Source organism: Halohasta sp. A2 (assembly GCF_056175805.1).
Genome location: NZ_JAQFWV010000002.1, coordinates 88951 through 113631, shown reverse-complemented (window position 1 = coordinate 113631; position 24681 = coordinate 88951). Strand labels below are relative to the sequence as shown.

Here is a 24681-nt window from a genome sequence, read left to right as displayed (position 1 = left end):
CACGAACGCGGTTGTCGGTCGTGTGACACCACTATGCGAACACAAACCCCCACATCCCCCTTCGATGTTGTTGGTGTCGACCGGGCTTGCTACGGCGAGCCGCAGCACGAGACGTCGATCACGTCGACCGACATGCTGTACGGTCCACCGCAACACGAACAAGACGTCGAAGACCCCGACTGGCTCATCTCGATAGCCCGCCAAACGTTCTCTATCGCGTCAATGATGCCAGCCGAGCGGCCGGAGACAAAGGCGGAACCGAAACCACCCGAACCGAAACAGACAGCCGAGCGACACCGCGAGCGCGCGGTCGTCAGACAGTAGGCGCACTCACTCCAGTTCGGCGAGCGTGGCCGCGGCCTCCCGGGCCGCGGCCAGTAACTCGCGGGCACGGCGAGGGTCCTCAGTCGACTCCGCCGTCCGAGCAAACCGCGTGAGCGTCCGTTGCAGTGAGGCTCGCGCGGCCGTCAGGTCTCCGGTCGACACTGTCGGATACTCGTCGGCTCCACCAGCTGAACCCGTTTTTTCGAACCGATCGCCGACTGACGAGTCCACCCCGGCTGGCCGACCGGCCGGCGACTGTGTCGATTGGTCCGTTCGCCCAGCCGAGTCGACCGATTCAGACGCGGTCGTCGAATCCAACGCAGTCGACGAGTCGACCGACTGTGCGGAATCCGCGGGAGATGCGTTAGACGCCGATGACGCCGAAGACGTGGCGTTCGTCGATTCGCCAGCGTCGACCGCGTGCCCGTTTTGCGATTCAGCCTGACAGGACGGACAGAACGTCTGGCCGTCGTAGCGGAACAGTGGATCCGAACACTGACTGCAGTGTTTGTTGGTCATCGTCGCCCCTTTGAGCAGGAGCTCGCTCATGCGACGGGTGTCGGCCCGTTTTTCCTCGTCGCGGGCGAACTTCTCGCGAAGCTTTTCGCGTTCTGCTTCCTTGTCGAACTCGCTCATAGACGCTGAAACGGGCCTCTTGTGGAAAAATACAGCGGCTCTTCGACACGCGGTCGACGGAACCAAATCACCGAAAGCTACTCGGAAACAGCGTGCATATATTAATTATGGCAAAAGTGAGCATCGTCGGCGCGGCAGGGACGGTCGGTGCGGCCACAGGCTACGCGCTCGCACTCCGCGACATCGTCGACGAACTCGTGTTGGTCGATATTCCGAAGATGGAAGAAAAAACGGTCGGCCAGGCCGCCGACACCAACCACGGCATCGCCTACGACTCGAACACGGTCGTCCGGCAGGGTGACTACGCCGAGACCGCGGGCTCGGACGTGGTCGTCATCACGGCGGGTATTCCCCGCTCGCCCGGTCAGACCCGCCTCGATCTCGCCGAGGACAACGCCCCGATCATGGCCGAGATCAGCGACTCGCTGGCCGAGTACACCGACGACTTCGTCTCGGTGACGACCTCGAACCCGGTGGACCTCCTGAATCGCCACCTCTACGAGACGGGCGATCGCCCGCGCGAACACGTCATTGGCTTCGGCGGGCGGCTGGACTCGGCGCGGTTTCGCTACGTACTGAGCCAGCGGTTCGAGACGGGCGTCCAGAACGTCGAGGCGACGATCCTCGGTGAACACGGCGACGCCCAGGTGCCCGTGTTTTCGAAGGTACGGGTCGACGGCCGCGATCCCACGTTCGACAGCGACCAAAAGGACGATATCCTCGGCGAGCTTGCCGAGTCCGCGATGGACGTGATCGAGCGCAAGGGCGCGACCCAGTGGGGCCCCGCAACGGGCGTCGCCCACACCGTCGAAGCGATCCTCACCGACTCCGGCGAGGTGCTTCCCTGCTCGGTCGTGCTCGATGGTGAGTTCAACCAGCGCGACACAGCACTGGGCGTTCCAGTTAAACTCGGAGCCGATGGCGCATCGGAGATCGTCGACTGGGAACTCGACGACTACGAAACCGAACTGATGGACGAAGCCGCCGACAAACTGACCGAGCAGTACAGAAAAATCGCCTAAGACTAGAGTCGGTCGCAGATCGCGGCCGCAGTTTTCTCGCCGACGCCGTCGACATCCGTGAGATCGTCGACCGAGGCGTTGCGGACGTTCTCGACACTCCCAAACCGCCCCAGCAGACGGCTTCTGGTCCGTGGGCCGACGCCGGGAATTCCGTCAAGCGCGGTCGAGACCTCGTCGCGGAGCGTCTGATGGTACTGGACGGCAAACCGGTGGGCCTCGTCGCGAACGCGTTGGCAGACGTGGAGGTGGCCCGCGTCGCTCGGCCAGTCGAACACGCGCGTGGGAGTGATGACGAGTTCGCGCTCCTTGGCGAGCGCGACCACAGGGACGTCCCAACCGGTCGACGCGAGCGCGTCGAGCGCCGCGCCGAGCTGGCCATCGCCGCCGTCGACGAGAAGCAAGTCAGGATCGGGCCGGTCGTCGCGGCCGTCGACCGCCCGGGTGGCGCGCCACGTAATCAGCTCGCGCATGTTGGCGTAGTCGTCGTTTCGGTCGGTGAGCTTCTTTCGGCGGTAGGCGCTTTTGTCCGCGCTTGCGTCGACGAAACAGACGTTGCTGCCGACGACGTTCCGACCCTGGGAGTGGCTCACGTCGAAGCCTTCGATCCGTGTCGGTCGACTAATTTCGAGTTCGCTGCCCAGTGTGCCGAGCGGATCGCCGGTGACCGGCCCCTGTCGGGCGTTTTTCAGCGCGAGGTCGACCAACGTGGCTTCGCGGCCGGCACCCGGCACGCGCACGGCGACCCCCTCGGCTTCGAGCCACGCCACAACATCGGGGTCGGTCGGCTGTTCGGAAAGCAACAGCGCATGGGGGAACTCCCGTTCGGCGTAGTACTGCGGGATGAACGCCGACAGCAACGCCGCGACCCGGTGGTCGTCGTCGGGCGCTTCGAGCGTGTGCCGCGAGCGATCGACCAGTTGGCCGCGCTCGCTGTGCAGTCGGGCGACCGTCGCACTGTCGCCCTCGATGGCCACCCCGAGTACGTCGACGGTCTGTTCGTAACTTCGTCCCGAAACGGCCGACTCGCCACCACCGTGAAAACTCTCGACGGTTTCGAGCCGATCCCGGAGATTGGCCGCCCGCTCGAAGGCCTGGTTTTGGGCGGCGGCCTCCATTTCCCGGCCGAGCGGGTCGGCCAGCACGCCGGTTTCGCCCTCGAAAAACCGGATCGCCGCATCGACGTCCTCGCGGTAGCGTTCGGGGTCGATCTCGCCCGTGCAGGGGGCGGTACACAACCCCATCTCGTAGTCCAGACAGGGCCGGTCGCGACCCTGGTACTTGTGGTCCGAACAGCCACGGAGCCCATAGATTTCGCGGATCGCCTTGACGGCGGTTTCGACCCGGCCCTTGTCGGTAAAGGGGCCGAACACCGTGGCCGCGTCGTCGGGGTCGCGCGTGATTTCGATCCGTGGAATGGGATGGTCGGTGAGTTGGACGAGCGGGTAGGATTTGTCGTCTTTCAGCCGGACGTTGTAGCGCGGCTGGTGACGCTTTATCAGGTTGGCTTCGAGCAAGAGCGCCTGGGTTTCGGTGTCGGTGACCGCGAACTCCAGGCGGTCGGCCGCCCGGACCATCCGCCGGATGCGGTCACTGCGAGGGTCGGCGTACGAGCGGACTCGCGAGCGGATGTCGACGGCCTTGCCGACGTAGAGGACAGTCTCGCCCGCGTGGAACTGATAGATGCCCGGCTCTTGAGGGGCCGAGCGAGCGCGCTCGCGAAGCGTCGAAACCTGCATTCGCGGTTCTTACGAGGGCAGTGAATTTCAACGTGACGCGCTGGCGAACGAGCTAGGGTGAAGCGCCGTCTCGGTCCGTCCACGAGGGGTTGAACTCCGGCGGTTCGTGACCCCGGAGACAGACCAGGTTCTCTCGGCCCAGCCGGATTCGGATGAGCTCCTCGTCGTCTTCCATCGATGACAGCAGCCGGCTCACCTTGGATTTCGACCAGTCGGTCGCCTCGACGATCTGGGACTGTTTGAGCCGGCCGTCGTGGCTCGACAAAAGGCGTCGAACGCGCTCTTCGTCCCGGACCGGTGGATCAAGCGTCGCCTGTGTGGGAGAGTTCTCGGCGGTCGACTCGGTGGACGTCGACTCTCCACCGGTCGAGACGCCGAGCGTCCGAAGCGCCTCGGCGAGTCGGCCGGCGACGAGAAAGAAACCGAACAGGCCGGTGGTCAGAAAACCGACAGTGAGGACGGCCATTCGGTAAGGGGTAACCGGATCGAGCGGCTGGGTTCCCAGCATAACCTCGACGCCATCGGTCAGTCCGTCGCCGTCGGTGTCGGCGCGGGCCGGATGCGTGCCGAGTTCGATCTCGCGCTCGTTGGTCAGCCCGTTGCCGTCCATATCGTCTTCTTTTTCCATGATGTGGACGTCGAGAAGGACCTGTTCTGTCGGCTCGCCGCTGGTGTCGCGGCCCGGATACACCTCGATTGCCAGCGTCTCTTCGCCCGAGATGTCTTCGGGCCACTCCGACTGCGACAGCGTCACCGTGTTCGACCCATCGGTGTCGACGGCGGTCCACTGACAGACCAGCGGCTGTTCGACCGTGTCCTCGTCGTACTGCGAGAGACAGACCGTATGGATCTCGTCGCTCGATGCCGGGAACGTCACCGTCGCCGAGTAGGAGCTGTACTGCCAGAGATACGTCGACGAGTCGTCTTCGAGGGCGATACCCGAGCCGTGCTGTTCGACGATCAGTTCGGGATCATCGGCCGCAGCACTGCCAGCGAGCCCACTGACGACCAGCAGACAAACCAGCAGTCCAACCAAAAGCCAAGGGAGGGCAACTCTGGAGGACATGGGTCAGGTGGGGACCAAGCGGTGATTGTGCAACGTGTGTGCAGCTATTTCTCTGAGAGGAAGAAGTAGCTTACCCCTACGGGCCGACAATATCGCACCAAAATTATCAAAATAGATAATTTGTAAGACAGATTGAAGTCCCTCCCAACATGTCTGAATCATGTGTGGGTTGGCTGTCAGTACACCAGCTCAGACATGCAAACCGCCGTGTGAGACCATACAGCGGACCGCAGTGGGAACCGCACTAGGGTAGACGTCCAGCGTGTGGGAGCATTCCCGGGCAGCCAAGTAGTGCAAAACAAGTCACTGCGGGCCAGGCAGTACGGAACCGTCAGAGGCACGCGGGACACGGAACGTGACGCAGGGCAGACGAGCACCCCGAACATCGTACATCGAACGGCTGACAGGCACCAGGCGGGCAGCACGGAGGCACCCCCCGAAACTGGAGCCAGTCTGTCACCGTTCGACCGATACGCACAACGGGCTCGCAACCAAACGGGCGGTATGACACGTTTGTGGCTGGTCGAGCGAAGTTACGACGATCGGAACCTGATTTCATTCGTGTATGCAACCGTCGACGGCGAGCGCCAACTTCGCAAGGAGCTGTCGATGACGCTGCTCCGACAGCGCGGACCTGCGACCGCCGCAATCGAGGCCGACGAGAGCGAGCTCACACCCGTCGACGAGGCTGACCGCGAACGCTACGCCGCCGAGGCCCAGGCGATGGCGGACAAACACGAACCCGACGACGAAGTATAGCCTAAAGAGTCATTGTCGAGATCGTAGGGAGTGCCTACTGAGCGGTCAGGCCAACAATTCTGGCTGATATTCGGGCTGGCAGTTCAGGCTGGCAGCGAGTAGCGCGCAACGGGCTCACGGTACCGTGAATCCCAGATCGTGAGCTCGGAAACCGTCCACGAAACCGGGTCGACCGGCGTCTTGGCCACCCGCTCGGCATCGGCCACCGACCCACCACGGGCGAGCGTAATGTGGGGAACGTAGTCGTCGCCTTCGAGCCCGTCAACCATACCGTAGGCGTCGACTACCGTCTCGTGGAGCCGCCCGAGTCCGGGGCTGTCGACCGTCAGATAGACCACCGGCCCGTCGCCGCGAACCGGCTCGGCGAAGAAATCGATCCCGTCGATGCGTGCCTCAAACGCGGGAGTGCGCGCCAGCGTGTCGGGCAGTTGTCGTTGGAGTTCCGCAAGCTGGAGCGCTGGCTGGCTGGCTTCGAGCGTCGACTCGTCGAACCGCTTGACGACGAGCGTGTGGCGCTCGCGGAGCCGATCGAAGCCGACGAGCTGGGGGTGACACTCGGAAGCCAGCCGAGCGACTTGGCCCGGAACGCGGACGTTGAGACTGAACACAGCGGATCGTCGGAGTCCAGACGCCAAAAGCACGCGGATCAGTAGCCGAGAGGCGGTAGTTGTGCTCCAGCGGATGGGGGAGCCCGCGCGGCTGTGGTCGACAGAACGGCTCCGGTGGGCAGATGGGCCGCGGCGGGGACAGTGGTAAGTGTGGGCAGACCGAAAGAACTGTATGAAAACCGTAGGCAGTATCGGCGGCGGCGCTCGGGGTCGGATTCCCGACAGTGTCTGGACGGTTCTCGCGGTGTTTGCCGCCGGGATTATCGGGATTCTGCTGTTTGCGGGGCTCAGTCCGGTCTTTGCAGTCGGACTGTTGATGATCGTCGTTGCTGGCGTGACCGTCGTCAGTGCGGTCGAGATCGTCGAAGCCTACGAAAAGCGGGCGCTCACCGTCTTCGGCGAGTACCGAACGCTGCTCGAACCGGGGCTGAGTTTCGTGCCACCGTTCGTCTCGCGAACCTACACCTTCGATGTGCGAACCCGGATGATCGACGTGCCGCGCCAGGAGGCGATCACGCGCGATAACTCGCCCGTGCGCGCGGACGCTGTCGTCTACTACCGCGTGATGGATGCTAAAAAGGCGTTTCTCGAAGTCGACGATTACGTAACCGCAATCTCGAATCTCGCCCAGACCACGCTTCGCGCCGTGATAGGCGACCTCGAACTCGACGATACGCTCTCGCGGCGCGACGAGATCAACGCCCGTATCCGCCGCGAACTCGACGAACCCACCGACGAGTGGGGAATCCGCGTCGAGGCTGTCGAAGTTCGCGAGGTCAGCCCCTCCCAGGGAGTCAAAAGCGCGATGGAAGACCAGACGTCGGCCGAGCGCCGTCGACGGGCGATGATTCTCGAAGCCCAAGGGGCTCGCCGCTCTGCGGTCGAAAAGGCCGAAGGGAACAAACAGGCCAACATCATTCGTGCCCAAGGGTCGAAACAGAGCCAGATTCTCAAAGCACAGGGAGACGCCATTTCGACCGTCCTCCGTGCCAAGTCCGCCGAATCGATGGGCGAGCGCGCGATTATCGAACGCGGCATGGAAGCGCTCGAACGCATCGGCGCGGGCGAGTCGTCGACGTTCATCCTGCCGCAGGAACTCACCTCGCTGGTCGGCCGGTACGGCAAGCAGCTTTCGGGCAGCGATGTGAGCGCCGAGCGCGAGGAGCTCGAAAGTCGGGATTTCGACGACGAAACCCGCGAAATGCTCGGGTTGGATACAATCAGTGAGATGCTGACGAACCTCGATGTCGACGCGCTCGACGACGTCGGCATGCAAGAAGACGAAGTGGTCGACGCCGAGTTCGAACGTGCTGAAACGAACGACTGACGCGCAACGAGCTATTCAGAACCGCGTTCCCAGTACTGTATCCAGTCTTTGAGCGGAACCCGAACCGCACCGACGCTGAGCGTCACCCCGCCGTCGAACCGCCAGTTGGCCGTCTCGGCGTCGGGCGACATTCGCATCGGAACGTCGACCGAGACGTTGTCGAACTCACATTCGAGCGCCTGGTTCCGGTCGGCGGCCTCGGTCGTGAGATAGTCGATCAGGTCGAGCCAGTCGTCGACCTCCGAGGGGGTAGTGGCTGGCTCGACAGCCTCCGGTGAGTCAACGGACTTCATATCTACTCCCATGCAGTACACCCCCAAAGTCGTTTCCGCCTCAATCACTGCGCGAGAATCCGCTTAAAAATCGGCTTCGGCTTCGGGTTCGACACCGAGATCGCCGTCGAGATCGAACGACTGCCGGAGCTCCCTGATTCGGTCGCGAATGTCCGCTGCGAGTTCGAACTCGAGGTTACTCGCGGCCTCGGCCATTCGGTCTTCCAGTCGATCGATCTGTTCGCGGGCGTCGTCGTCGGTTTCGGGCGCGTCGCTCGACAGGCCGCTCGTATCGGTTTTCGAGCCAGGCAGGTTCGTCTGGCTCACGGGTTTGTCGATCGTCGTCGGCTCGTTGCCGTGTTCGGCGTTGAACGCCTGTTGAATCCGTCGACGACGCTGGGTTTCGTCGATCGCCGCTTCCATCGCAGCAGTGGTTTCGTCGGCGTACAGGATCACCTCGCCTTTTTCGTTTCTCGCTGCACGGCCCATCGTCTGGACGAGCGTGGTCTCCGAGCGCAAGAATCCCTGCTGGTCGGCGTCCAAGATGGCGACGAGCGAGACCTCGGGAATGTCGAGGCCCTCACGCAGCAGGTTGATGCCCACCAGCACATCGATCTCGCCGAGTCGCAGGCTCCGAATCAGTTCGTGGCGTTCGAGCGTGTCGGTCTCGTCGTGCATGTAGGCGACGTCGACGCCCGCTTCATCGAAGTACTCGGTCAGGTCCTCGGCCATTCGCTTTGTGAGCGTTGTCACGAGCGTTCGCTCGTCGCGGTCGATCCGTTCGGAGATCCGATCGAGCAGATCCTCTACCTGCCCGGTCGCCGGAACGGTTTCGACTTTCGGGTCGACCAGATGGGTCGGTCGAACGATCTGTTCGACCACCTGATCCGAGTTATCGAGTTCGTAGTCGCCGGGGGTCGCACTCACGTACAGCTTGCGGCCAGTTTTTTCCTCGAACTCCTCGAAGGTCAGCGGCCGGTTGTCGTACGCCGTGGGCAGCCGAAAGCCGTTTTCGATCAGCGAGTCCTTCCGGGATTTGTCGCCGCCGAACTGGCCCTTTATTTGCGGGAGGCTGACGTGCGACTCGTCGACCACACAGAGGAAATCGTCGGGGAAGTAATCAAGCAGGGTGTAGGGGGCCTCGCCGGAGTCGCGATCCGAGAAGTGCACCGAGTAGTTTTCGATGCCCGAGCAGTGGCCCGTCTCCTGTAACATCTCGATGTCGAAGGTGGTTCGCTCCTCGATTCGCTGGGCGGCGATCAGGTCGCCTTGGCGCTGGAAGTAGCGCACCCGTTCGTCCATCAGCCCCCTGATTTCGTCGATGGCCGTCTCAAGGGTGTCGTCGGGCATCGAGTAGTGCTCGGCCGGGTGGATGAGCACGGCAGGTTCGGTCGATTTGACTTCGCCGGCGAGCGTGTCGACTTTGAGCAGACGATCGATCTCGTCGCCCCAGAGTTCGACGCGGACGGCATAGCGGCCGTACATCGGAAAGATCTCGATCGTATCGCCACGCACCCGAAACGTCCCTTGCGAGAAGTCGACGTCGTTGCGCTCGTAGTTGAGGTCGACCAAGCGAGCGAGCAACTCGTCTCGGTCGATCCGTTGATCGACCGATAGTTCGAGCGCGAGATCCCGGTAGGTCGCCGGATCACCCAACCCGTAAATCGCCGACACCGAGGCGACGACGATCACGTCGTCGCGGGTGAGCAACGAGCGAGTCGCCGAGTGGCGCAGGCGCTCTATCTCCTCGTTTATCGACATATCCTTGTCGATGTAGGTGTCGGTCTGTTCCATGTACGCCTCGGGCTGGTAGTAGTCGTAGTACGAGACGAAGTACTCGACGGCGTTGTCGGGAAACAGGTTCCGGAACTCCTCGTAGAGCTGGGCGGCCAGCGTCTTGTTGTGCGCCAGTACCAGGGTGGGCGCGTCGACCTGTTCGACGACCCACGAGACCGTGTTGGTCTTGCCCGAGCCGGTGACCCCGAGCAGCGTCTGTTCGTCCATGCCCGACCGGTAGCCCGAGACCAACTGCTCGATGGCCTCGGGCTGGTCGCCCGCCGGCTCGAACGGCGCGTCGACCATGAACGGGTTGTCGAAGCCCGGACGGTCCGGCTGAAGGGGCCCAGACTGCGTATCACTCATTGCCGGGCGTTGGGGACGGGCGTACTTGACGAACACGGTGGTCCGAGTATCCACATGACCGAACCCCCTGAAATTACTATCCAGCAACACGAGCTGTCGACCGTGACTATCGGAACCGCCATCAAGTCGGGTGTTCGTGTGCTCACAGAGCGACCGGCAAGCGTCCTCCCTATTTATCTGCTCGTCGCCGGAATCACTGCGACAACGCGCGTTCCGCTGCTCGTCGGCCTGGGGGCCGCGGTCACGATTCTCGTCGCGGATGGCCGGCTCGACCGACTGTTCGACGCGCTCGAAGGCGTCGACTTCGAGGCGATCGACCAGTCGACCGGGGAGTTCGACCAGAGCGCAGTGCCCAGCGATCTCGAACCCGCGGTCGTCGACCTGTTTTCGCCCGAGATTATCGCGCTGGTCGGCGGCGCGGTGGTGCTGTCGGTCGTCGTCAGTATCTTCGCAAACGGGATCGGTAACGCAGCGGGGATCAACGGCATCTACGGCTGTCTGTACGGCGGCGACGGCGTGGCCGACGCGGTCGTCGGAATCCCTCGTGACTGGAAGCCGTTCGTCGGGATCACGCTGCTCAAACTCGGCGTCGTCGTCGTGGGTCTGGTTCCGCTCGCGATCGGCGCCAGCCTGTTCGTGGTCTCGCCGGTCGCCGGTGCGGTCGCAACAGTTGTCGGCCTGCTGTTGTCGGGCGGACTCGTTCTCGTTGGGCTGCTCGTGTTGGCGTTCGCCGGCCAGTCGATCGTCGTCGACGGCGGCGGGCTCGGCAACGCGGTCTACCGGAGCGTCGGCTTTCCGGTTCGCCAGCCGGTCGACTTCGTGGCGTACGTCCTCGTCGCGTTCGGCATCTACGGCGCACTCAGCCTGCTCGGGGTCGCGTTCAGTGCGCTGGGTGTCACGCCGCTTTCGCGGATCGTCGGCCCGCTGGTTGCGATTCCGTTTCTCGCGACCGTGAAAACGTCGCTGTACGCAGATCGACCCTTTAGGCCGACGAACTCGGGGTCGGACGGTCGGATCGCGGCGATAGACGCCGCCGAGAGCCGAAACGGGGAAACCGGCCAGCGAGCGTACCGACACCGGTTCGTCGGGGCGTTCAGTGATGGGCTCCGGGCGCTCGGCGGCTTTATCCGTCGACAACCGCTCGCGATTCTGGCTGCGGGGCTGTTGTTCGGGGGCGCAGTCGCCGGCGGCTGGCAGCTCACCGCCGAGTATGCGGTCGACCTGCCGGCGGACGAAAACGTCGGCGAGGTGTTCGGGACGTTCCCGGTCGCGACGTTCGTGATGATTGCGGCCAACAACTGGGTGGTCTCGGCGACCGCCATCTACGGCGGGGTCGCCCTCGGCGTGCCGACGGCCGTCGACATGGTGCTCAACGGTGGTATCGTGGGTGCAATTGCGGGTGTGGTCGATCCGGTGGCCTTTCTCGCGCTGGTTGGCCCCCACGGAATCATCGAACTGCCGGCGATCATCGTCGCTGGCGGGCTTGGGTTCCATCTCGCTGGCGCCGTCGTGGGCGTGCTCAGCGGCACCAAAACGTCGACCGATCTCACCGCAGTGCTCCGGTTAGCCTACCGCGTCCTGCTGGGGTTGGCGGTCGTGCTCGTCGTGGCCTCGTTCATCGAGGCGTTCGTGACGCCAGCGGTTGCCGAGTACGTGCTCGGGTGAGTGGGAGAGTATATAAACAGCTCTCGTCACCGCTGTGGGTTCCGCGTCGACTTTTTATCGTATGTCCATGGGTGAAAGACGGGCGGTCGGGAGTTTCTGTCGCCCGTCTCAGTCGGTGTCGGGGGCGGTCGACTCCCCACTCGAAACCGAGCTTTCGGAATCGAGTGGGTCCGAATCGGGCTCGAACACTGTAGCGTCGCCACTGGGAGTTAAGGCGTCGACATCATGTGTGGCCTCAAACTCGTGAGTGATGAGCGCGGCGGATTCGACCAACAGGGCGACCACGAGCGGGCCAACGATAATGCCGATCGCACCCAGACTCAACAGCCCGCCGACGAAGCCGATGAAATAGAGGCTTCCGGACATATCGGCGGTTCGGCTGGCGAGCCGAGGCCGAATCAACAGGTCCGGAAGCCAGGCGATGAGAAAGCCAGCGACAACGGCAACGGCGACCGCGGTGGCGATCTCGCCGGCCAGCACGTGACCGGCAACGAGCACAAGTAATAGGAGGCTCGGACCGGCGATGGGAATGAACTGGAGAACGCCCGCGATCGTCGCCAGAATAACTGCCGACTCGTAGCCGAACAACAGAAACACCGGCAACGCGATCAAAAACGTCCCGACCGCGGTTGCGGCCTGTAACACGTACAAGGCAAACAGTGTCTCGCGGGCACGCGTGTGGAGCGCTTCGGCAATGTCGCGGTAGTTCGGCGGCACGACCGCGATAGTGGCCGCCCGAATGTCCTGCTGGTTGTGCAACAGCGAGAACACCAACAGGATGAACAGCGTGAGTTTGATCAGCAACACCGGCAGCGCGGCCGCCGCGGCTTGGGCGATGGCGGTGAGCTCTCGAACGAGAATCGACACCACGTCGTCTACCACCAGTTCGTACTCGAAGCCCGCCGCCGCGAGCGTGACCGATTCGGGAAGCCCCGTGACGAGCGCGGTCACGTCCGAAAACCGGATCACGAGCAGGTAGACGAGCGGACCGAACAGCAACAGCACGCCCACGACCACCGCGATCGTCACCGAGAGCGTCGCCAACAGCCGCGAGAAGCCGCGTCGACGCAGCCGGCGGTGAAACGGTACCAATAGAAACGCCACCGAGAGCGCAAAAAACACCGTGCCGAGGACGTCGAACAGGATTACGACCGCCAGGGTGGCGATGGCGGCCAACACCCCTCCGAGAACGTAGAGTCGACGGCTCATACCGAATCACTGCGAGCAGCCCACTAAACAGTTCGCCATCCGATGGGTCTCGCTGTCAGATTTGATCGACAGATCGGCTCTTCGGACAGGAAGGCACGGCGAGACAGTCAGATTAGAGATGAAAGAGAGTTATTCAGACGGCGACCGAACCACTGGCTCACGTCGTCCCGTAGCCGGGAGCCGTGGGGTTGGATGTGTGCTGTCGACGAGTGCCGTGGGGTTGGACGTGTGCTGTCGACGAGTGCCGTGGGGTTGGACGTGTGCTGTCGACGGTCTGTGACCGGGACGACGAGGATTTCCCATGACTGACGAGACGCCCCCACGAGACGAGCGACCGGACGAATCGACACTCCCCGGCGAGCCAATCTCGCTGTGGGTCGCAGCGAACCCCGAAACCACGTACGAGCCACTGACCGAGCCGATCGCGGTCGACGTGGTCGTCTGTGGTGGCGGCATCGTCGGACTGACCGCCGGGATGCAGTTGGCCGACGCCGGCCTCTCGGTGGCCGTACTCGAACGCGACCGGATCGTCACCGGCGTCACCGGCCATTCGACCGCGAAGCTGACCACCCAACACGGCCTGAAGTACGACACGTTGCGGTCGAAACACGATCCCGAAACCGCTCGGCAGTACGCCGCTGCCAACCAGTCCGCGATCGAACACGTCGCCAATCGGGTCACACAGTGGGACGTCGACTGCCAGTTCGAACGACGGCCCGCAATTATCTACACCGACTCGCCCAGTCGAACGTCGACGCTCCGTGATGAGCGTGAGGCCGCCTGGGAGGCCGGGATTTCGGCGACCACCCACGACGGAATTCCGTTTTCGCCGAACGCTACCGCCGGGCTTCGCTTCGCCGAACAGGCCCAGTTCGACCCGCGAGCCTACCTGCTCGAACTGACCGACCGCTTCGAAGCTGCCGGCGGTCAGCTCTACGAGCAGACGCACGTTACCGGGCTGTCGGGTGGAGGACCTTACCGTGTCGACACGGAAACGAACACGGGTGAATCAGGCGAACGTGGCGAAAGTGACGAAACGACGACCACCGTCGACGCCGAGCAGGTAATTCTGGCGACCCATTTCCCGATCCGCGACCGACTCGGTCTGTTCGCGCGGCTGTATCCCAAACAGTCCTACGTGCTGGCGGTCGAGCTTGCCGAAACCGAGGCGCTGCCGGAGGGGATGTACTACCGCGTCGACGAGCCTTACTTTTCAGTTCGGACCGCAACCCTCGACGGGCGAACGCTGACGCTGATCGGCGGGCAGAACCACAAAACCGGACAGGGCGGCGACACTGCCGCCCGCTACCGGGCGCTCGAAGCCGAGGCCCGCGATCACTTTAAGATCGATGAGGTGGTCTACCGGTGGTCGACCCAGGACTACGCATCGGTCGACGGCATTCCATATGTGGGTCGTGGCGGGCCGTTCGTCGACGATCTGTATCTCGCGACGGGGTTCGGCGGCTGGGGAATGTCGAACGGGATCGCCGCCGGCCTGCAGTTGGCCGATATGGCCCGCGGCCGCGAGACGCCGTGGCAACGGACGTTCGACCCCCGGCGGGCGACTGTCAAAAGCTCGGCGGCGAAACTGCTTTCGGAGTCGGCCAACGAGGGCGGCCAGTTCATCAGCGGCTGGATGAAAACCATCCGCTCGGAGCCGAGCGACCTCCAGGCCGACGAGGCGGCCATCTATCGCCGCGATGGAACACCGATTGCCGCCTACCGCGACCCCGAGGGCGCACTGCACACCCAGTCGGCGGTCTGTCCACACATGGGTTGTATCGTCGGCTTCAACCCCGCCGAGCGGTCGTGGGACTGCCCGTGTCACGGCTCGCGCTTTCGCGCCGATGGTGACGTGTTCGACGGCCCAGCCGTCAAGGGATTGTCGACCGTCGACGAGGCGATCGAAGAGCCAGAATCCGGGGCACAATCGGATGCGAGCGAGGAGTCGACTGATTGAACGAAGGCGCGTTGATCGCTGTCGAGTCATCTCTCGGTGATAACCGCTGATCGAGGGTACTTCGATCCTGCAGGATTTCGCTATCGAAACCAAAACATGACAATTGCCTGTTGTATGACCTACTTGATTAGGTTCAACGCTTATGGTCATTTGACTCACATAACATATTGCGGGCAGGACATCACCGGGACGGTCCCCCACCCGAACAACTGGTGTCAGCGGCCCCCTCTGCCCCCGGCCCTCCATCACACTACGATTCCCCCACATAGTCACTGATCACCTACACAAATCGTCAGTATACACACCATCGACACACCCATCCACTCGGCGCTGTTCGCCCATCCGAGATTAATAAAGGAACTCAAGCGATGGCGTCTACTGGCGTCTTTCGATGAGCGAACCTAAGACGGAACTGGTCGACCTGTTTTCGACATGCGTACCTCGTAGAGTGACAAACAGCCCGATACTACCACAATACCTTCCGTCGGCGGAGGCTTCATTATCGCGACCCGTGTATGGCGAGTGATGCCCTCCGAATCGCTCACTACGGTTCTGCAAGAGACACTCGATGTATTCGAGAACACTGGAGTCCCGTTAACAACCACCGAGATAGCCGACGAGTTTGCTGTCGGTCGACGGAGCACGTACGAACGGCTCGACCGGTTGGTCGAAAACGGCCAGCTAGAGACGAAGAAAGTCGGCGCGAGTGGCCGGGTTTGGTGGCGACCAGAACCCGGTGGCGAGACGACTGGCGATCCAGTCGACGAGATCGCAGTAGCCGACAGCAGGGCCCGAAAACGGGCCGAACAGTCGCAATTGTCTGTCGACCGGGACGAACAGTTCCGCTCGCTCATTGAGGCGACCGAGGAGTACGCCATCTTCACGATGGACGTCGAGGGCTATGTCCAGACGTGGAACCCCGGAGCCGAACGGATCAAGGGGTACGAGGCCCGCGAGATCATCGGCAAACATTTCTCGATTTTTCTTACCGACGAGGACCAGGCTGCTGGGCTCGCCGAGCAGACTCTCGCAACGGCGCGCGCCGAGGGCTCTGTCGAAAACGAGGGCTGGCGCGTCGACGCCAACGGCGAGCGGTTTTGGGCGAGCGCAACCATCACGGCAATCAAAGACGACGACGGCGAACTCAGTGGGTATGCCAAGGTCACGCGCGATATGACCGAACAACGGGAGTACGAGCGTCAACTCGAAGCCCAGGCTGACCAGTTGGAACGACAGCGCGACGAACTCGAATCCGAACTGGAGGAGGTCTTCGAGCGGATCGACAGTGCGTTCTATGCGCTCGACGACAAGTTCCAGTTCGAGTACGTCAACGACAGAGCTGAGACGCTGCTCGGTCGCTCGGAAACCGAGCTATTGGGCCGGTCTCTGTGGGAGGTGGTCGACGAGGCCGCCGCTGACGCCTTTCGCGAGCGATTCGAAACCGCATTCGAGAGCCGGGAGCCGACGAGTTTCGAGCACTACGATGAGTCCTCGGACTGGTGGGTGCTGGTCCAGCTCTATCCCTCCCCGAGTGGCCTTTCGGTGTACGCGACCGATATCACCGACCGAAAGCAGCGCGAACAGGACCTCCGTGACCGAATCCGCCAACAGGAGGTCGTGACCGAACTCGGCGAGCGCGCGCTCGAAACAGGAGATATCGACGGGCTGCTGGCCGAGGCGACCGAACTCGTCGCCGACACGCTGGACAACGACTACTGCAAAGTACTCGATCTCGACAAAAATACCGAGAGGCTGCTTGTGCGAGAGGGTGTCGGCTGGAACGAGGGGATCGTGGGTTCTGCGACCGTCTCGGCCCACGAAAACGAGTCGCAGGCGTCGTACACGCTCGGAACCGAACAGACGGTCGTCGTCACCGATCTAGCGACCGAACCGCGTTTCAGCGGCCCTGCGCTGTTGACCGATCACGACGTCCGAAGCGGGATCAGCGCAATCATTGGCTCGGTCGACGAGCCGTGGGGCATGCTCGGAACCCACGATACCGAACCGGCCGACATTTCGGTTCACGACGCCAACTTCGTCCAGTCGGTTGTGAACATCCTTGCGACCGCGATCGAACGCCGCGAGTACGAACGGCAGTTGGTGGCCCACCGCGAGCGAGTCGACGCACTGAACGATCTCAACGCGGTTATCAGGGAGATCACGACCGCGGTAATCGAACACTCCACACGCGAGGAGATCGAACGAACGGTCTGCGAGCGGCTCGCCGCAACGGACTCTTATCTCCTCGCGTGGACCGGGGAGATCGACTCAGGCTCCCAAATGGTCGAACTGCGAGCCGAAGCCGGTCTCACGGGCTACACCGACGAGATCACGATCTCGGTCGACCCGGACGATCCCACGCACAGCGGCCCCACAGCGCGAGCGATCCACACGGGCAACACGCAGGTCGAAAACGATATTCCGACCAATTCCTGCCACGATCCGTGGCGACAACACGTCGAAGCCTACGAGTTCCGGTCGTCGGCTGCCATCCCGATCGTTCACGAGGGGACGACCTACGGGGTGTTGAACGTGTACGCCGACCGCCGCAACGCGTTCGAACAGCAAGAGCGCACGATCATCGAGCAGCTCGGCGAGAGCATCGGGCATGCGATCGCGTCGGCCGAACGAAAACGCGCCCTTTTGAGCACCGAACAGGTCAAACTCGAGTTTCGGATTCGGGATCTCGCAACGGCGTTCGATGAACCAGTCGAGATCACCGGAACGACGAGGCTCGATCACGTCATTCCGATTGCCGACGACGAGTTTCTCGTCTACGGGACGGCGACAGCCGACGCCACCGAGAGCCTGAGACGATTGGTCGACATGGTCGACCACTGGAAGGAGATCGAATTTCTGACTGACACCGATCCAGTTCGCTTTCAGCTCCGTGTGGCAAACCCGCCGATCCTTTCGAAGATCGCTTCCTACGGCGGCTCCATCGAGTCAGCCGTGATCGAAGACGGCGACTACCAGATGACCGTCCATGTCGCTCCCAGCGCGGACGTGCGCCAGGTCGCCGACCTCGTCAGAGGTGCCTACCCGAACGCCGAACTGCTGCGCCGCCAGCAGATCACGACCGAAACTGAGCCCGTCAGTCAGCACCAGTCGAGGCTCGTTCAGCGTCTCACTGACCGGCAGTGTTCGGCCTTGAAGACGGCCTACCAGGCGGGCTACTTCGAGTGGCCGCGCGACAACTCGGCCGCAGACCTCGCGGCGACGTTGGGCGTCGCACCGGCGACGTTCCACCAACACCTTCGCAAAGCTGAAAAAGAGGTGTTCGACGAACTGCTGTCGACTGGCTCGAACCAGCCAGCTGCCGGTACGAGTACGGTGGCCCTACGCAACGATTAGGGTACCACGCCGACCGTCAAGAGCGTGCCCCACGTCCGATATCGGTCGACCATTTCCTCTTGAGTCTCCCAATCGTCAGTCGGAAAGGCGTCGACGGGCGGAATCTCGATTTCGGTGTCAGCAATTGTGTCCTGTTCGGCGACGTAAAATCCCGCCTCTCGGAACGCCTCGCGGTACTGGCCGCGGTCCCAGCGGGTCATCTCGATCCCGATTCCTTCCTGCCACTCATGGCTCGCTACGTTTTCTTCGTAGTAGTTGACCGCACAGTAGAACGTTCCGCCGGGGCGGATGATCCGCCGAAGCTCTCGAAGGGTCTCGATGGGATCGACGGCGTAGTAGAACGCTTCCATCGAAAAGACGTGGTCGACGCTGTTGTCGGCAAACGGGAGGTGGCCGAACTCGCCGACGAGAAAGGCGATCTGCTCGTCGTCGGTGTACGAGGCGGCGTTGCGGGTCATCTCGGGTGCGCCGTCGAGGCCGTAGCCCGCGCCGATAGCGGCAGTCTCGCGGAGTGCCCGAAGCGCGTAGCCGCTGCCGCAGCCGAGGTCGACGACGGTGTCGCCAGCGTCGACCGGCATGCGAGCCAGCGCGTGTTTGGCGGTGTGCCAGTGTCTGTCCTCCATCCCCTTGTCTCGGCCGCGTTCGGCCCAGCTGTCGAATTCCTCGCGGACGCTCATACGAGACGTGGTCGACGAGTGAGTAAATCGGTTGCTCTCTCGATCTACCAGCTGGCGATCGCATCGGCTTTGTTGTCGATGTGCGCGGGTGTCGTGCCTCAGCATTTATATTACCGAGGCGACTTCGAGTTGAGTATGCGATCGCGCCCCCGGCTCCGACCGAGCGCCGGACTCCGACTGCGTCCGACGTTCAGCGTCGCCGACTCGGCCCAACAGATCGTCGGCGGCTTTCTGCTCGCCGGGCCGTTCGTGGTCACCGCAGAGGTGTGGCAGCTCGCCGAGAGCATGAGCACGCTCCAAGGACTGCTGACGGTGTCGATCGTCGGGCTGATCGGTTACGCCGCGCTCTACCGCGCCGACACCAAACGCGATCCCGACAGCGAACAGCAGGTCGCCGGGGTTCCCGTCCGGTTCATTTCGCTCATGATCGTCTCGTTCGGCTCGGTGACGATTCTGGCGCTCGTGTTCGATGCCCCCAGCACGTTCGTCGGTTCAACAGGGACGTTGTCGACGCTCGAGGTCGTGGAAGTCACGCTAAAAGCGGTCAGCATTGGCTCGGTGTTCAGCGTCGTCGGTGCAGCGACCGCCGACAGCATTCTGTAGTTCTCGAAGTCGACGCTCAGTTCTCAAACCACAACGACAACGACCGCGAACAGGATCAAAACGCCCGTGATGTCGCAGAGGTTGGTGACGATCGGGATCGTCGTGTCGTCGGGATTGTAGCCCAACCGGAAGGAGGCGGTCACCGAAACGATACTCAGTACGACGACCAGCAGTGCCAACAGCATCCCGCTGACCAGAGAGATGGTAAACACTTCGAGCAGGCCCAACGAGCCACCGAGCGCCGTCCCGATCGCCCACGCGGCGACCCCGACGAGCCCGAAGACGGTCGCGGCGAGCGCGAACACTGCGCCCGTGTTGGCCCGAAGAACCGGGTTCGACGGCGTGAGCTCGACCGTCCCGAGGTGGAACTGGGTCGACAGCCGCGAGCACATGATCGCCGCGAGGTTCCCCGCAGTCCCGATCTGGACCGGAACGAGCACCAACAAGGAGGGCTGTGCCACCAGCGTCGACTCGAACGATTCGAGAACCGTCCCCGAGGCCATCTGCAGCAGCGAGAGCCCGGCGAGCAGCGGAATCATCGTCCGAATCATCCGCCCAACCGACCACTCGTCGCCCCGGTCGACCGGGTTGGTCCGGTCGACTCGGTCGGCCTGGTCAGCTTTGTCTGTCTGTTCGGTTTGGTCGACCAGATTGCTTCGGTCGGCCTGTTCGGCTCGGTCGACGACTGAGTCGCGCTCGGGAGGTGGGGAACTCATACGACCAGTCCCACTATATAAACGCCGACGAGCAGGAACAACACGCCGAACACGTCGCCGAGCGTCGTCACGACCGGCCCGATGATGTTGTCGGGATCAAGCCCGTGGCGATAGCCGATAAGAATCACTGACACCAGTACCGAAAGCATCAGCACAGCGCTCAAGAACCCTGCGACGAGCATGATTCCGACCAACTCGACGAGACTCCCCGACTGGCCAGTGGCCGTGAGCACGCCGAAGGTAACGACCGCAATGAAAATCGAGACAGTCATGCCATTGATAAACGAGGCAGCAATTGCGTTCGAGAGCCGCCTATCGAGTTCGAACCGTGGTTCGATGAGTCCCTGATGAAGACCGCTAGAGATCCGCGCACCGAGCGAGCCGTACACCCCGCCGCGGGTGGCCAAAAACGCAGGCAAAAGCAACAGGAGACCGGGGACGCGTTCGATCCCCTGGCGCATGGTTTCGCTGCCGAGGATCGTTCCCGCGAACAGCCCCGCGACGAGACTGACGATGATCACGGGCAGGGCCTCGCGGTAGATGTCCTTGGCCGTCTCCTGTCCGTACATCCGTCTCGACGTGAGCGTGGAGCACCTAAAAAGGTAGCCCGCGGTCGACGGCTGAGTCGCGTTCGCAGGATACACCCGACCGAAGGCCTGTATCATTAAGTTCACCGAGTGGCTGAGTGAGATATGGACTACAGGTTGGCGATTGAGAATGCACCGGACTCCATTCGAGCGGGCAGCGGGCTCTTGTTACTACATCCGAGCATCGGCGAAACAGACCGAATCGACACAGACTTTCTGAAAACCGATACCGACCACTTCCTGGTGGTCTCGACGCGAACCACCGCCCGCGAGGTCGAACAGAAGCTCGAACACTACGACGTCGACGAATCCTCGGCAGTCATCCTCGACACCCTGTCGGTCGAGCGCGGCTACTCGCGGCGCAGTTCGGAGAACGTCCACTACGTTTCGTCGCCCGACGACCTCGACGGGATCGTCGAACAGACCCGCGCGTTCCTCGCGAGCCACGACGGGAAGGTACGGGTCAGCGTCGACTCGCTGACCGAGATGATCTACTACGCCGACGAAGAGGGCGTCTACGAGGCGACCAAACAGCTCCTCGAACTACTCGAGGAACACGAGGCAGTCGGGATCTTCCACCTCTCGAAGGAGGTTCACGACCAACAAACGCTTGCGGAGTTCGAAGCGCTGTTCGATGGCATCGTCGACCTCGGCGACGACGGCAGCGTCGAGACCGATTTTAAGTAGGCACTGCCTACCTTTCGGTAAGAAGTCGCTACTCGGCGAAGGATGACAGTTCTAGTCGGCGAGCGACGATACCGTTTTCTCGGCCCATTTGAGCGCGTAGTCGGCACCGTACTCCCGATAGGCGTTGGTATCGAGTGCACTGAACGGCGTGGGGAGTTCGAGGCCGTGTTTGATCGCCGAACAGGCGTACTCGGTCGACTCGGCGAATGTCATCTCGCCGTGAGCGACCGATCGCGAGAGCTCGTCGAGCCGTGGTGTGAGTCGCTTTCCGGCGTCGGCCCAGGTTTCGTACAGCGGTTCGAACTCGGTGTTGGTATGATCGTCCCACGACGAAAACACCTCGCGGGTCTGGAGGCCGACCCAGCCATCGAACAGCGCCGCGGCGAGCTGATAGCTGTCGGCCGGACCGAGGCCGATCGACGCCAGTTCGGCGTACCGCTCGCCGAAAAACGGAAGGAAGTGTTCCGGAACGCCGCAGTGGATCTGGACGAGCGCTTCGGCGATCAGGAAGTCGACGAACGGGTCGGGAGTGAGTTCGGCTCGCTTTTTCACTAAGACTGTCGGCGGCTCGGTCTGGCTGGTCCAGACGACTGTCCCGTCGCCGGGCATTCCGACCGTGAACGCCGTGCCCGCATACGCTTCGAGTGCTGCGGGGGCGCTCGTGGGAAGCCATTCTTCTGGATAGCTTGCTGGGTCGAGCGAATCCGCACGCAGGCCGAGCGTTTCGGCGACCGCGGGATTGAGCGTCTCGAAGTCACGGTCGACGTCGTAGACGATCACCTCGGGTGCGTACTGCTCTCTGACCGCCGCAACGGCCGGAGACAGCGTCCGGTCGCGAAACATCAGGCCAGAACGTACGAGAGGATGATGCCGACCGAGAGGAGTGCTGAGACACCGATCGTACCAACGACGATTGAGGTCGCTTTGCTCATGCTCGACTGTTCGATGGGTCGGCAATAAAGTCTTCAGTATCACTCGCTGACGCGGTCAGTCGAGCCACCCCCCCTACAGCCCCGTGATTTTATGCCGCCAGCAGCGCTAAACGGTAACATGTACATCCGCGACGCAGTCGAAGACGACGCCGATGCGATCGCGGCGTTGGCCAATGCACCGGCGGATGTCGTCCGAAACCTCGTTCACGACCGAAGCGTCCGGGTTGCCGAACGACAGCAGCGAGACCGTGATCCCAACGTCGACACCGAGACCGCCGAAACCGGTCTATTGGGGTTCGTAAGCTTCGATGTCCACGACGGGACCGTCCACGTCACGCAGTTCGGTGGAACGGCAGCGGCCTGCGAGCGTCTGCTTGCAGAGCCGACTCGGTTCGCGGCGTGTGAGAACATGCACGTCGAAGTGTTGATCGAAGCCGAGGACACCGAAAAGAGAGCCATCGTCGAGGCCGCTGGCTTCGACGTAGCTAGCATGGGGCCAATGTTTCGTGGCTCGCGAACCGTTCGTTACCAGCAGAAACCGTAAGCTGGGCGCTTTTTGCCGAAAAACGAGTTAGGCGAACTTTCTGACGGTCATACTGAGTGTATCGAGGTCGACGATGGGCGCGTGAGCCACGTCGGGGTCGATGTTGACTTTCTTCTGGAACTCGGTTTGGGCCTGCCAACAGCCGCTGTTGACGGCGAGAACGTTGTGGTACTTCCCCCAGCCGAGTTTGTGGACGTGGCCCGTGTGGAAGATATCCGGGACGTCGTCGATAACTAAGTAGTCCTTCGTTTCGGGTGCAAGCCGCATTCGGCCGCCGTACTGTGGCGCGACGTGTCGCTTTTTAAGCAGCTGGTACATCGCTTTGTGTGGCTCGTCGTAGCTGGCCTTGTCGGCCGGGAGTTCGGCGATCACCTCGTCGAGCGAGACGCCGTGGTACATGAGGACCGAAACACCTTCGATGGTGACCGTCGACGGGTTGCCCGTAATGCGGCAGTCGTGAGCCGACATGATGGTTCGAAGCTCCTCGTCGAAGCCGGGTTGGGGTTCGGCGAGTCGGACCGCGTCGTGGTTGCCGGGGATCATCACGATCTCCATATCGCCGGGAACGGCCTTGAGATGCTCCGAGAAGGCCTCGTACTGATCGAAAATGTCGATGATATCCAACTCTTCGTCCTGGTTCGGGTAGACGCCGACGCCCTCGACCATATCGCCCGCAATGAGCAAATACTCGACGTGTTCGGCTTCCTCGGTATGAAGCCAGTCGGCAAAGCGGTTCCACGCATCGGCCATGAACTCCTGGCTGCCGACGTGGACGTCCGAAATCAGGGCGGCCTGGACGTGTCGGTCGGCCGTCGACGGCCGGAACGTCCGGGGGACATCGGGAACGAAAAGCGAGTCGACGAACATGATCCCGCTGTCGTCGGCGAGCGTCCCCTGGACGGCGATACACTCGTCCATCAAGAGGTCGTCGACCATCGAGGCGATCTCACGGTCTTTCATGACGAGCACCGGAAACGTCCCCGTGGTGTCTTCGAGTTCGATCAGCCAGTGACCGCTGGCGGTCGACCGAATATCGTTGACCAACCCGATCATCTCGGCCTCGCTACCACCTGCCATCGACTGAATCGCCGAGGCCGGGCGGTGGTTGACTCGACCAGCGAGGAGTTTCGACAACCGCTCGTATCGGTCCCGAAACGTCGTGACGAACTGCTTGTACTCTCCGGTCCCGGTACTCTGACCGGTGATATCGCCGCTGATGTCGGCGGGCTGTGGGGTGCGACCGGCTGTGGTGGGCGAGCTCGCCGATGACTCGCTGGTGGTGTCAGTCGACGTGACGGCTGCCGAATACCCGCCCGTTTCAACTGGAGAGTCGACGTTCGTCTGTTGGTTTGTGCTGTTTTCCTGTAGAGTTGAAACGGTACTGTCAGTTACTTGTGAGTTCGTGGAGACGCCAGCTGGATCAGCGAGCGGAGGATCTGTATCCAGTGTTTGTCGAACCTGGGCTGCAGTCACCCGGAGTGCGTCGTCAGGAGTCGACTCGACGACTGCATCGAGGGCGGCGGCTGGATCATCAGCGCTGGCCAGAAGCGTGATCGCTTCCCGTTCGGCATTATACCCTCGTTTGGCGAGCGCTTGCACGATCCGAGACGGCGTCTCTAATGGCACACCCAGGTGTGAGATGGCTCAGGCCAAAAGCATGCCGAACACCCAGCCGTTGTCTATCGCGTGGCTACGATCTGGCTGTTGAGCAGCACATCAAAGACAGCCGATGAATTTGGCTGTTGAGCAGCACATCAAAGACAGCCGATGAATTTGGCTGTTGAGCAGCACATCAAAGACAGCCGATGAATTGACACGGATACTGGCCGGATTTCGTATTAGTAGGGAGTACCTA

23 protein-coding genes are annotated in these 24681 nt (G+C 62.4%); 10 read left to right on the top strand and 13 right to left on the bottom strand.

The genetic code is table 11. From position 1 onward, the window contains the following. Window positions 1-33 precede the first annotated feature (33 nt). On the top strand, window positions 34-324 hold the full coding sequence (locus O2S87_RS01410) for a hypothetical protein (RefSeq protein WP_475407011.1): 291 nt from the start codon (window positions 34-36) through the stop codon (window positions 322-324). Window positions 325-330: 6 nt separating this feature from the next. On the opposite strand, the gene O2S87_RS01405 is transcribed toward O2S87_RS01410, so the two are convergent. Beyond that, a complete protein-coding gene (locus O2S87_RS01405; protein ID WP_475407010.1) occupies window positions 331-960 on the bottom strand; it encodes an Sjogren's syndrome/scleroderma autoantigen 1 family protein in 630 nt (209 codons plus the stop codon). Between the two features lie 107 nt (window positions 961-1067). On the opposite strand from O2S87_RS01405, the gene mdh reads away from it, so the two are divergent. Then, a complete protein-coding gene (gene mdh / locus O2S87_RS01400; RefSeq protein WP_475407009.1) occupies window positions 1068-1982 on the top strand; it encodes a malate dehydrogenase in 915 nt (304 codons plus the stop codon). 2 nt (window positions 1983-1984) lie between these two features. On the opposite strand, the gene O2S87_RS01395 is transcribed toward mdh, so the two are convergent. Both O2S87_RS01395 and O2S87_RS01390 read right to left on the bottom strand, forming a co-directional pair. Beyond that, on the bottom strand, window positions 1985-3718 hold the full coding sequence (locus tag O2S87_RS01395; RefSeq protein ID WP_475407008.1) for an excinuclease ABC subunit C: 1734 nt from the start codon (window positions 3716-3718) through the stop codon (window positions 1985-1987). 52 nt (window positions 3719-3770) lie between these two features. Further along, window positions 3771-4784, bottom strand: a complete 1014-nt coding sequence (locus O2S87_RS01390) for a DUF7343 domain-containing protein (RefSeq protein WP_475407007.1) — start codon at window positions 4782-4784, stop codon at window positions 3771-3773. A gap of 504 nt (window positions 4785-5288) precedes the next feature. Here O2S87_RS01390 and O2S87_RS01385 point away from each other — a divergent pair. Then, window positions 5289-5543 (top strand): DUF7967 family protein, encoded by a 255-nt coding sequence (locus O2S87_RS01385; RefSeq protein ID WP_475407006.1) that lies wholly within the window; start codon window positions 5289-5291, stop codon window positions 5541-5543. Between the two features lie 83 nt (window positions 5544-5626). On the opposite strand, the gene O2S87_RS01380 is transcribed toward O2S87_RS01385, so the two are convergent. Beyond that, window positions 5627-6151 carry a 2'-5' RNA ligase family protein gene (locus tag O2S87_RS01380; RefSeq protein WP_475407005.1) on the bottom strand — a complete coding sequence of 175 codons (525 nt, stop codon included), beginning with the start codon at window positions 6149-6151 and terminating at the stop codon, window positions 5627-5629. 316 nt (window positions 6152-6467) lie between these two features. Between O2S87_RS01380 and O2S87_RS01375 the strand changes: the two genes are divergently transcribed. Then, on the top strand, window positions 6468-7478 hold the full coding sequence (locus O2S87_RS01375) for an SPFH domain-containing protein (protein ID WP_475407036.1): 1011 nt from the start codon (window positions 6468-6470) through the stop codon (window positions 7476-7478). Between the two features lie 11 nt (window positions 7479-7489). On the opposite strand, the gene O2S87_RS01370 is transcribed toward O2S87_RS01375, so the two are convergent. Next, a complete protein-coding gene (locus tag O2S87_RS01370) occupies window positions 7490-7771 on the bottom strand; it encodes a hypothetical protein (protein WP_475407004.1) in 282 nt (93 codons plus the stop codon). A 63-nt stretch (window positions 7772-7834) separates the two neighbouring features. Continuing rightward, the gene (gene uvrB, locus O2S87_RS01365; protein ID WP_475407035.1) at window positions 7835-9892 is read right to left on the bottom strand and encodes an excinuclease ABC subunit UvrB; all 2058 of its coding nucleotides are present in this window, start codon (window positions 9890-9892) and stop codon (window positions 7835-7837) included. Window positions 9893-9946: 54 nt separating this feature from the next. Here uvrB and O2S87_RS01360 point away from each other — a divergent pair, with 54 nt between their 5' ends. Continuing rightward, window positions 9947-11557 (top strand): stage II sporulation protein M, encoded by a 1611-nt coding sequence (locus O2S87_RS01360; RefSeq protein ID WP_475407003.1) that lies wholly within the window; start codon window positions 9947-9949, stop codon window positions 11555-11557. A 108-nt stretch (window positions 11558-11665) separates the two neighbouring features. Here the strand turns inward: O2S87_RS01360 and O2S87_RS01355 are convergent, their stop codons facing one another. Then, window positions 11666-12766, bottom strand: coding sequence for an AI-2E family transporter (locus O2S87_RS01355; RefSeq protein ID WP_475407002.1), 1101 nt, complete (start codon window positions 12764-12766; stop codon window positions 11666-11668). A 301-nt stretch (window positions 12767-13067) separates the two neighbouring features. Between O2S87_RS01355 and O2S87_RS01350 the strand changes: the two genes are divergently transcribed. Further along, a complete protein-coding gene (locus O2S87_RS01350; protein ID WP_475407001.1) occupies window positions 13068-14726 on the top strand; it encodes an FAD-dependent oxidoreductase in 1659 nt (552 codons plus the stop codon). Window positions 14727-15251: 525 nt separating this feature from the next. After that, complete coding sequence (locus O2S87_RS01345; protein WP_475407000.1) at window positions 15252-18080, top strand: bacterio-opsin activator domain-containing protein; 2829 nt, start codon at window positions 15252-15254, stop codon at window positions 18078-18080. On the opposite strand, the gene O2S87_RS01340 is transcribed toward O2S87_RS01345, so the two are convergent. After that, window positions 18077-18757, bottom strand: coding sequence for a class I SAM-dependent methyltransferase (locus O2S87_RS01340; protein WP_475406999.1), 681 nt, complete (start codon window positions 18755-18757; stop codon window positions 18077-18079). The genes O2S87_RS01345 and O2S87_RS01340 overlap by 4 nt on opposite strands. Window positions 18758-18892: 135 nt before the next feature. Here O2S87_RS01340 and O2S87_RS01335 point away from each other — a divergent pair, with 135 nt between their 5' ends. Next, complete coding sequence (locus O2S87_RS01335; RefSeq protein WP_475406998.1) at window positions 18893-19360, top strand: DUF2391 domain-containing protein; 468 nt, start codon at window positions 18893-18895, stop codon at window positions 19358-19360. A gap of 23 nt (window positions 19361-19383) precedes the next feature. Here O2S87_RS01335 and O2S87_RS01330 read toward each other — a convergent pair whose 3' ends face one another. Beyond that, window positions 19384-19911 carry a magnesium transporter gene (locus O2S87_RS01330; RefSeq protein ID WP_475407034.1) on the bottom strand — a complete coding sequence of 176 codons (528 nt, stop codon included), beginning with the start codon at window positions 19909-19911 and terminating at the stop codon, window positions 19384-19386. 161 nt (window positions 19912-20072) lie between these two features. Beyond that, the gene (locus O2S87_RS01325) at window positions 20073-20645 is read right to left on the bottom strand and encodes a magnesium transporter (protein ID WP_475406997.1); all 573 of its coding nucleotides are present in this window, start codon (window positions 20643-20645) and stop codon (window positions 20073-20075) included. 123 nt (window positions 20646-20768) lie between these two features. On the opposite strand from O2S87_RS01325, the gene O2S87_RS01320 reads away from it, so the two are divergent. Next, window positions 20769-21350, top strand: a complete 582-nt coding sequence (locus O2S87_RS01320) for a DUF7090 family protein (RefSeq protein ID WP_475406996.1) — start codon at window positions 20769-20771, stop codon at window positions 21348-21350. Window positions 21351-21401: 51 nt separating this feature from the next. On the opposite strand, the gene O2S87_RS01315 is transcribed toward O2S87_RS01320, so the two are convergent. Continuing rightward, window positions 21402-22193, bottom strand: coding sequence for a DUF7089 family protein (locus O2S87_RS01315; protein ID WP_475406995.1), 792 nt, complete (start codon window positions 22191-22193; stop codon window positions 21402-21404). Next, window positions 22193-22282, bottom strand: coding sequence for a hypothetical protein (locus tag O2S87_RS01310; RefSeq protein ID WP_475406994.1), 90 nt, complete (start codon window positions 22280-22282; stop codon window positions 22193-22195). The genes O2S87_RS01315 and O2S87_RS01310 overlap by 1 nt, the downstream gene beginning before the upstream one ends. A gap of 118 nt (window positions 22283-22400) precedes the next feature. On the opposite strand from O2S87_RS01310, the gene O2S87_RS01305 reads away from it, so the two are divergent. Further along, window positions 22401-22826, top strand: a complete 426-nt coding sequence (locus O2S87_RS01305; RefSeq protein ID WP_475406993.1) for a hypothetical protein — start codon at window positions 22401-22403, stop codon at window positions 22824-22826. Window positions 22827-22853: 27 nt separating this feature from the next. On the opposite strand, the gene O2S87_RS01300 is transcribed toward O2S87_RS01305, so the two are convergent. After that, the gene (locus O2S87_RS01300) at window positions 22854-24452 is read right to left on the bottom strand and encodes a DNA-directed DNA polymerase II small subunit (RefSeq protein ID WP_475406992.1); all 1599 of its coding nucleotides are present in this window, start codon (window positions 24450-24452) and stop codon (window positions 22854-22856) included. Window positions 24453-24681 lie beyond the last annotated feature (229 nt).

Coding starts and splice junctions, on each gene's coding strand:
- O2S87_RS01410 (WP_475407011.1), top strand. CDS start 34: ATGCGAACACAAACCCCCACATCCCCCTTCGATGTTGTTGGTGTCGAC.
- O2S87_RS01405 (WP_475407010.1), bottom strand. CDS start 960: ATGAGCGAGTTCGACAAGGAAGCAGAACGCGAAAAGCTTCGCGAGAAG.
- mdh (WP_475407009.1), top strand. CDS start 1,068: ATGGCAAAAGTGAGCATCGTCGGCGCGGCAGGGACGGTCGGTGCGGCC.
- O2S87_RS01395 (WP_475407008.1), bottom strand. CDS start 3,718: ATGCAGGTTTCGACGCTTCGCGAGCGCGCTCGCTCGGCCCCTCAAGAG.
- O2S87_RS01390 (WP_475407007.1), bottom strand. CDS start 4,784: ATGTCCTCCAGAGTTGCCCTCCCTTGGCTTTTGGTTGGACTGCTGGTT.
- O2S87_RS01385 (WP_475407006.1), top strand. CDS start 5,289: ATGACACGTTTGTGGCTGGTCGAGCGAAGTTACGACGATCGGAACCTG.
- O2S87_RS01375 (WP_475407036.1), top strand. CDS start 6,468: ATGATCGTCGTTGCTGGCGTGACCGTCGTCAGTGCGGTCGAGATCGTC.
- O2S87_RS01370 (WP_475407004.1), bottom strand. CDS start 7,771: ATGAAGTCCGTTGACTCACCGGAGGCTGTCGAGCCAGCCACTACCCCC.
- uvrB (WP_475407035.1), bottom strand. CDS start 9,892: ATGAGTGATACGCAGTCTGGGCCCCTTCAGCCGGACCGTCCGGGCTTC.
- O2S87_RS01360 (WP_475407003.1), top strand. CDS start 9,947: ATGACCGAACCCCCTGAAATTACTATCCAGCAACACGAGCTGTCGACC.
- O2S87_RS01355 (WP_475407002.1), bottom strand. CDS start 12,766: ATGAGCCGTCGACTCTACGTTCTCGGAGGGGTGTTGGCCGCCATCGCC.
- O2S87_RS01350 (WP_475407001.1), top strand. CDS start 13,068: ATGACTGACGAGACGCCCCCACGAGACGAGCGACCGGACGAATCGACA.
- O2S87_RS01345 (WP_475407000.1), top strand. CDS start 15,252: ATGCCCTCCGAATCGCTCACTACGGTTCTGCAAGAGACACTCGATGTA.
- O2S87_RS01340 (WP_475406999.1), bottom strand. CDS start 18,757: ATGAGCGTCCGCGAGGAATTCGACAGCTGGGCCGAACGCGGCCGAGAC.
- O2S87_RS01335 (WP_475406998.1), top strand. CDS start 18,893: ATGCGATCGCGCCCCCGGCTCCGACCGAGCGCCGGACTCCGACTGCGT.
- O2S87_RS01330 (WP_475407034.1), bottom strand. CDS start 19,911: ATGATTCGGACGATGATTCCGCTGCTCGCCGGGCTCTCGCTGCTGCAG.
- O2S87_RS01325 (WP_475406997.1), bottom strand. CDS start 20,645: ATGTACGGACAGGAGACGGCCAAGGACATCTACCGCGAGGCCCTGCCC.
- O2S87_RS01320 (WP_475406996.1), top strand. CDS start 20,769: ATGGACTACAGGTTGGCGATTGAGAATGCACCGGACTCCATTCGAGCG.
- O2S87_RS01315 (WP_475406995.1), bottom strand. CDS start 22,193: ATGTTTCGCGACCGGACGCTGTCTCCGGCCGTTGCGGCGGTCAGAGAG.
- O2S87_RS01310 (WP_475406994.1), bottom strand. CDS start 22,282: ATGAGCAAAGCGACCTCAATCGTCGTTGGTACGATCGGTGTCTCAGCA.
- O2S87_RS01305 (WP_475406993.1), top strand. CDS start 22,401: ATGTACATCCGCGACGCAGTCGAAGACGACGCCGATGCGATCGCGGCG.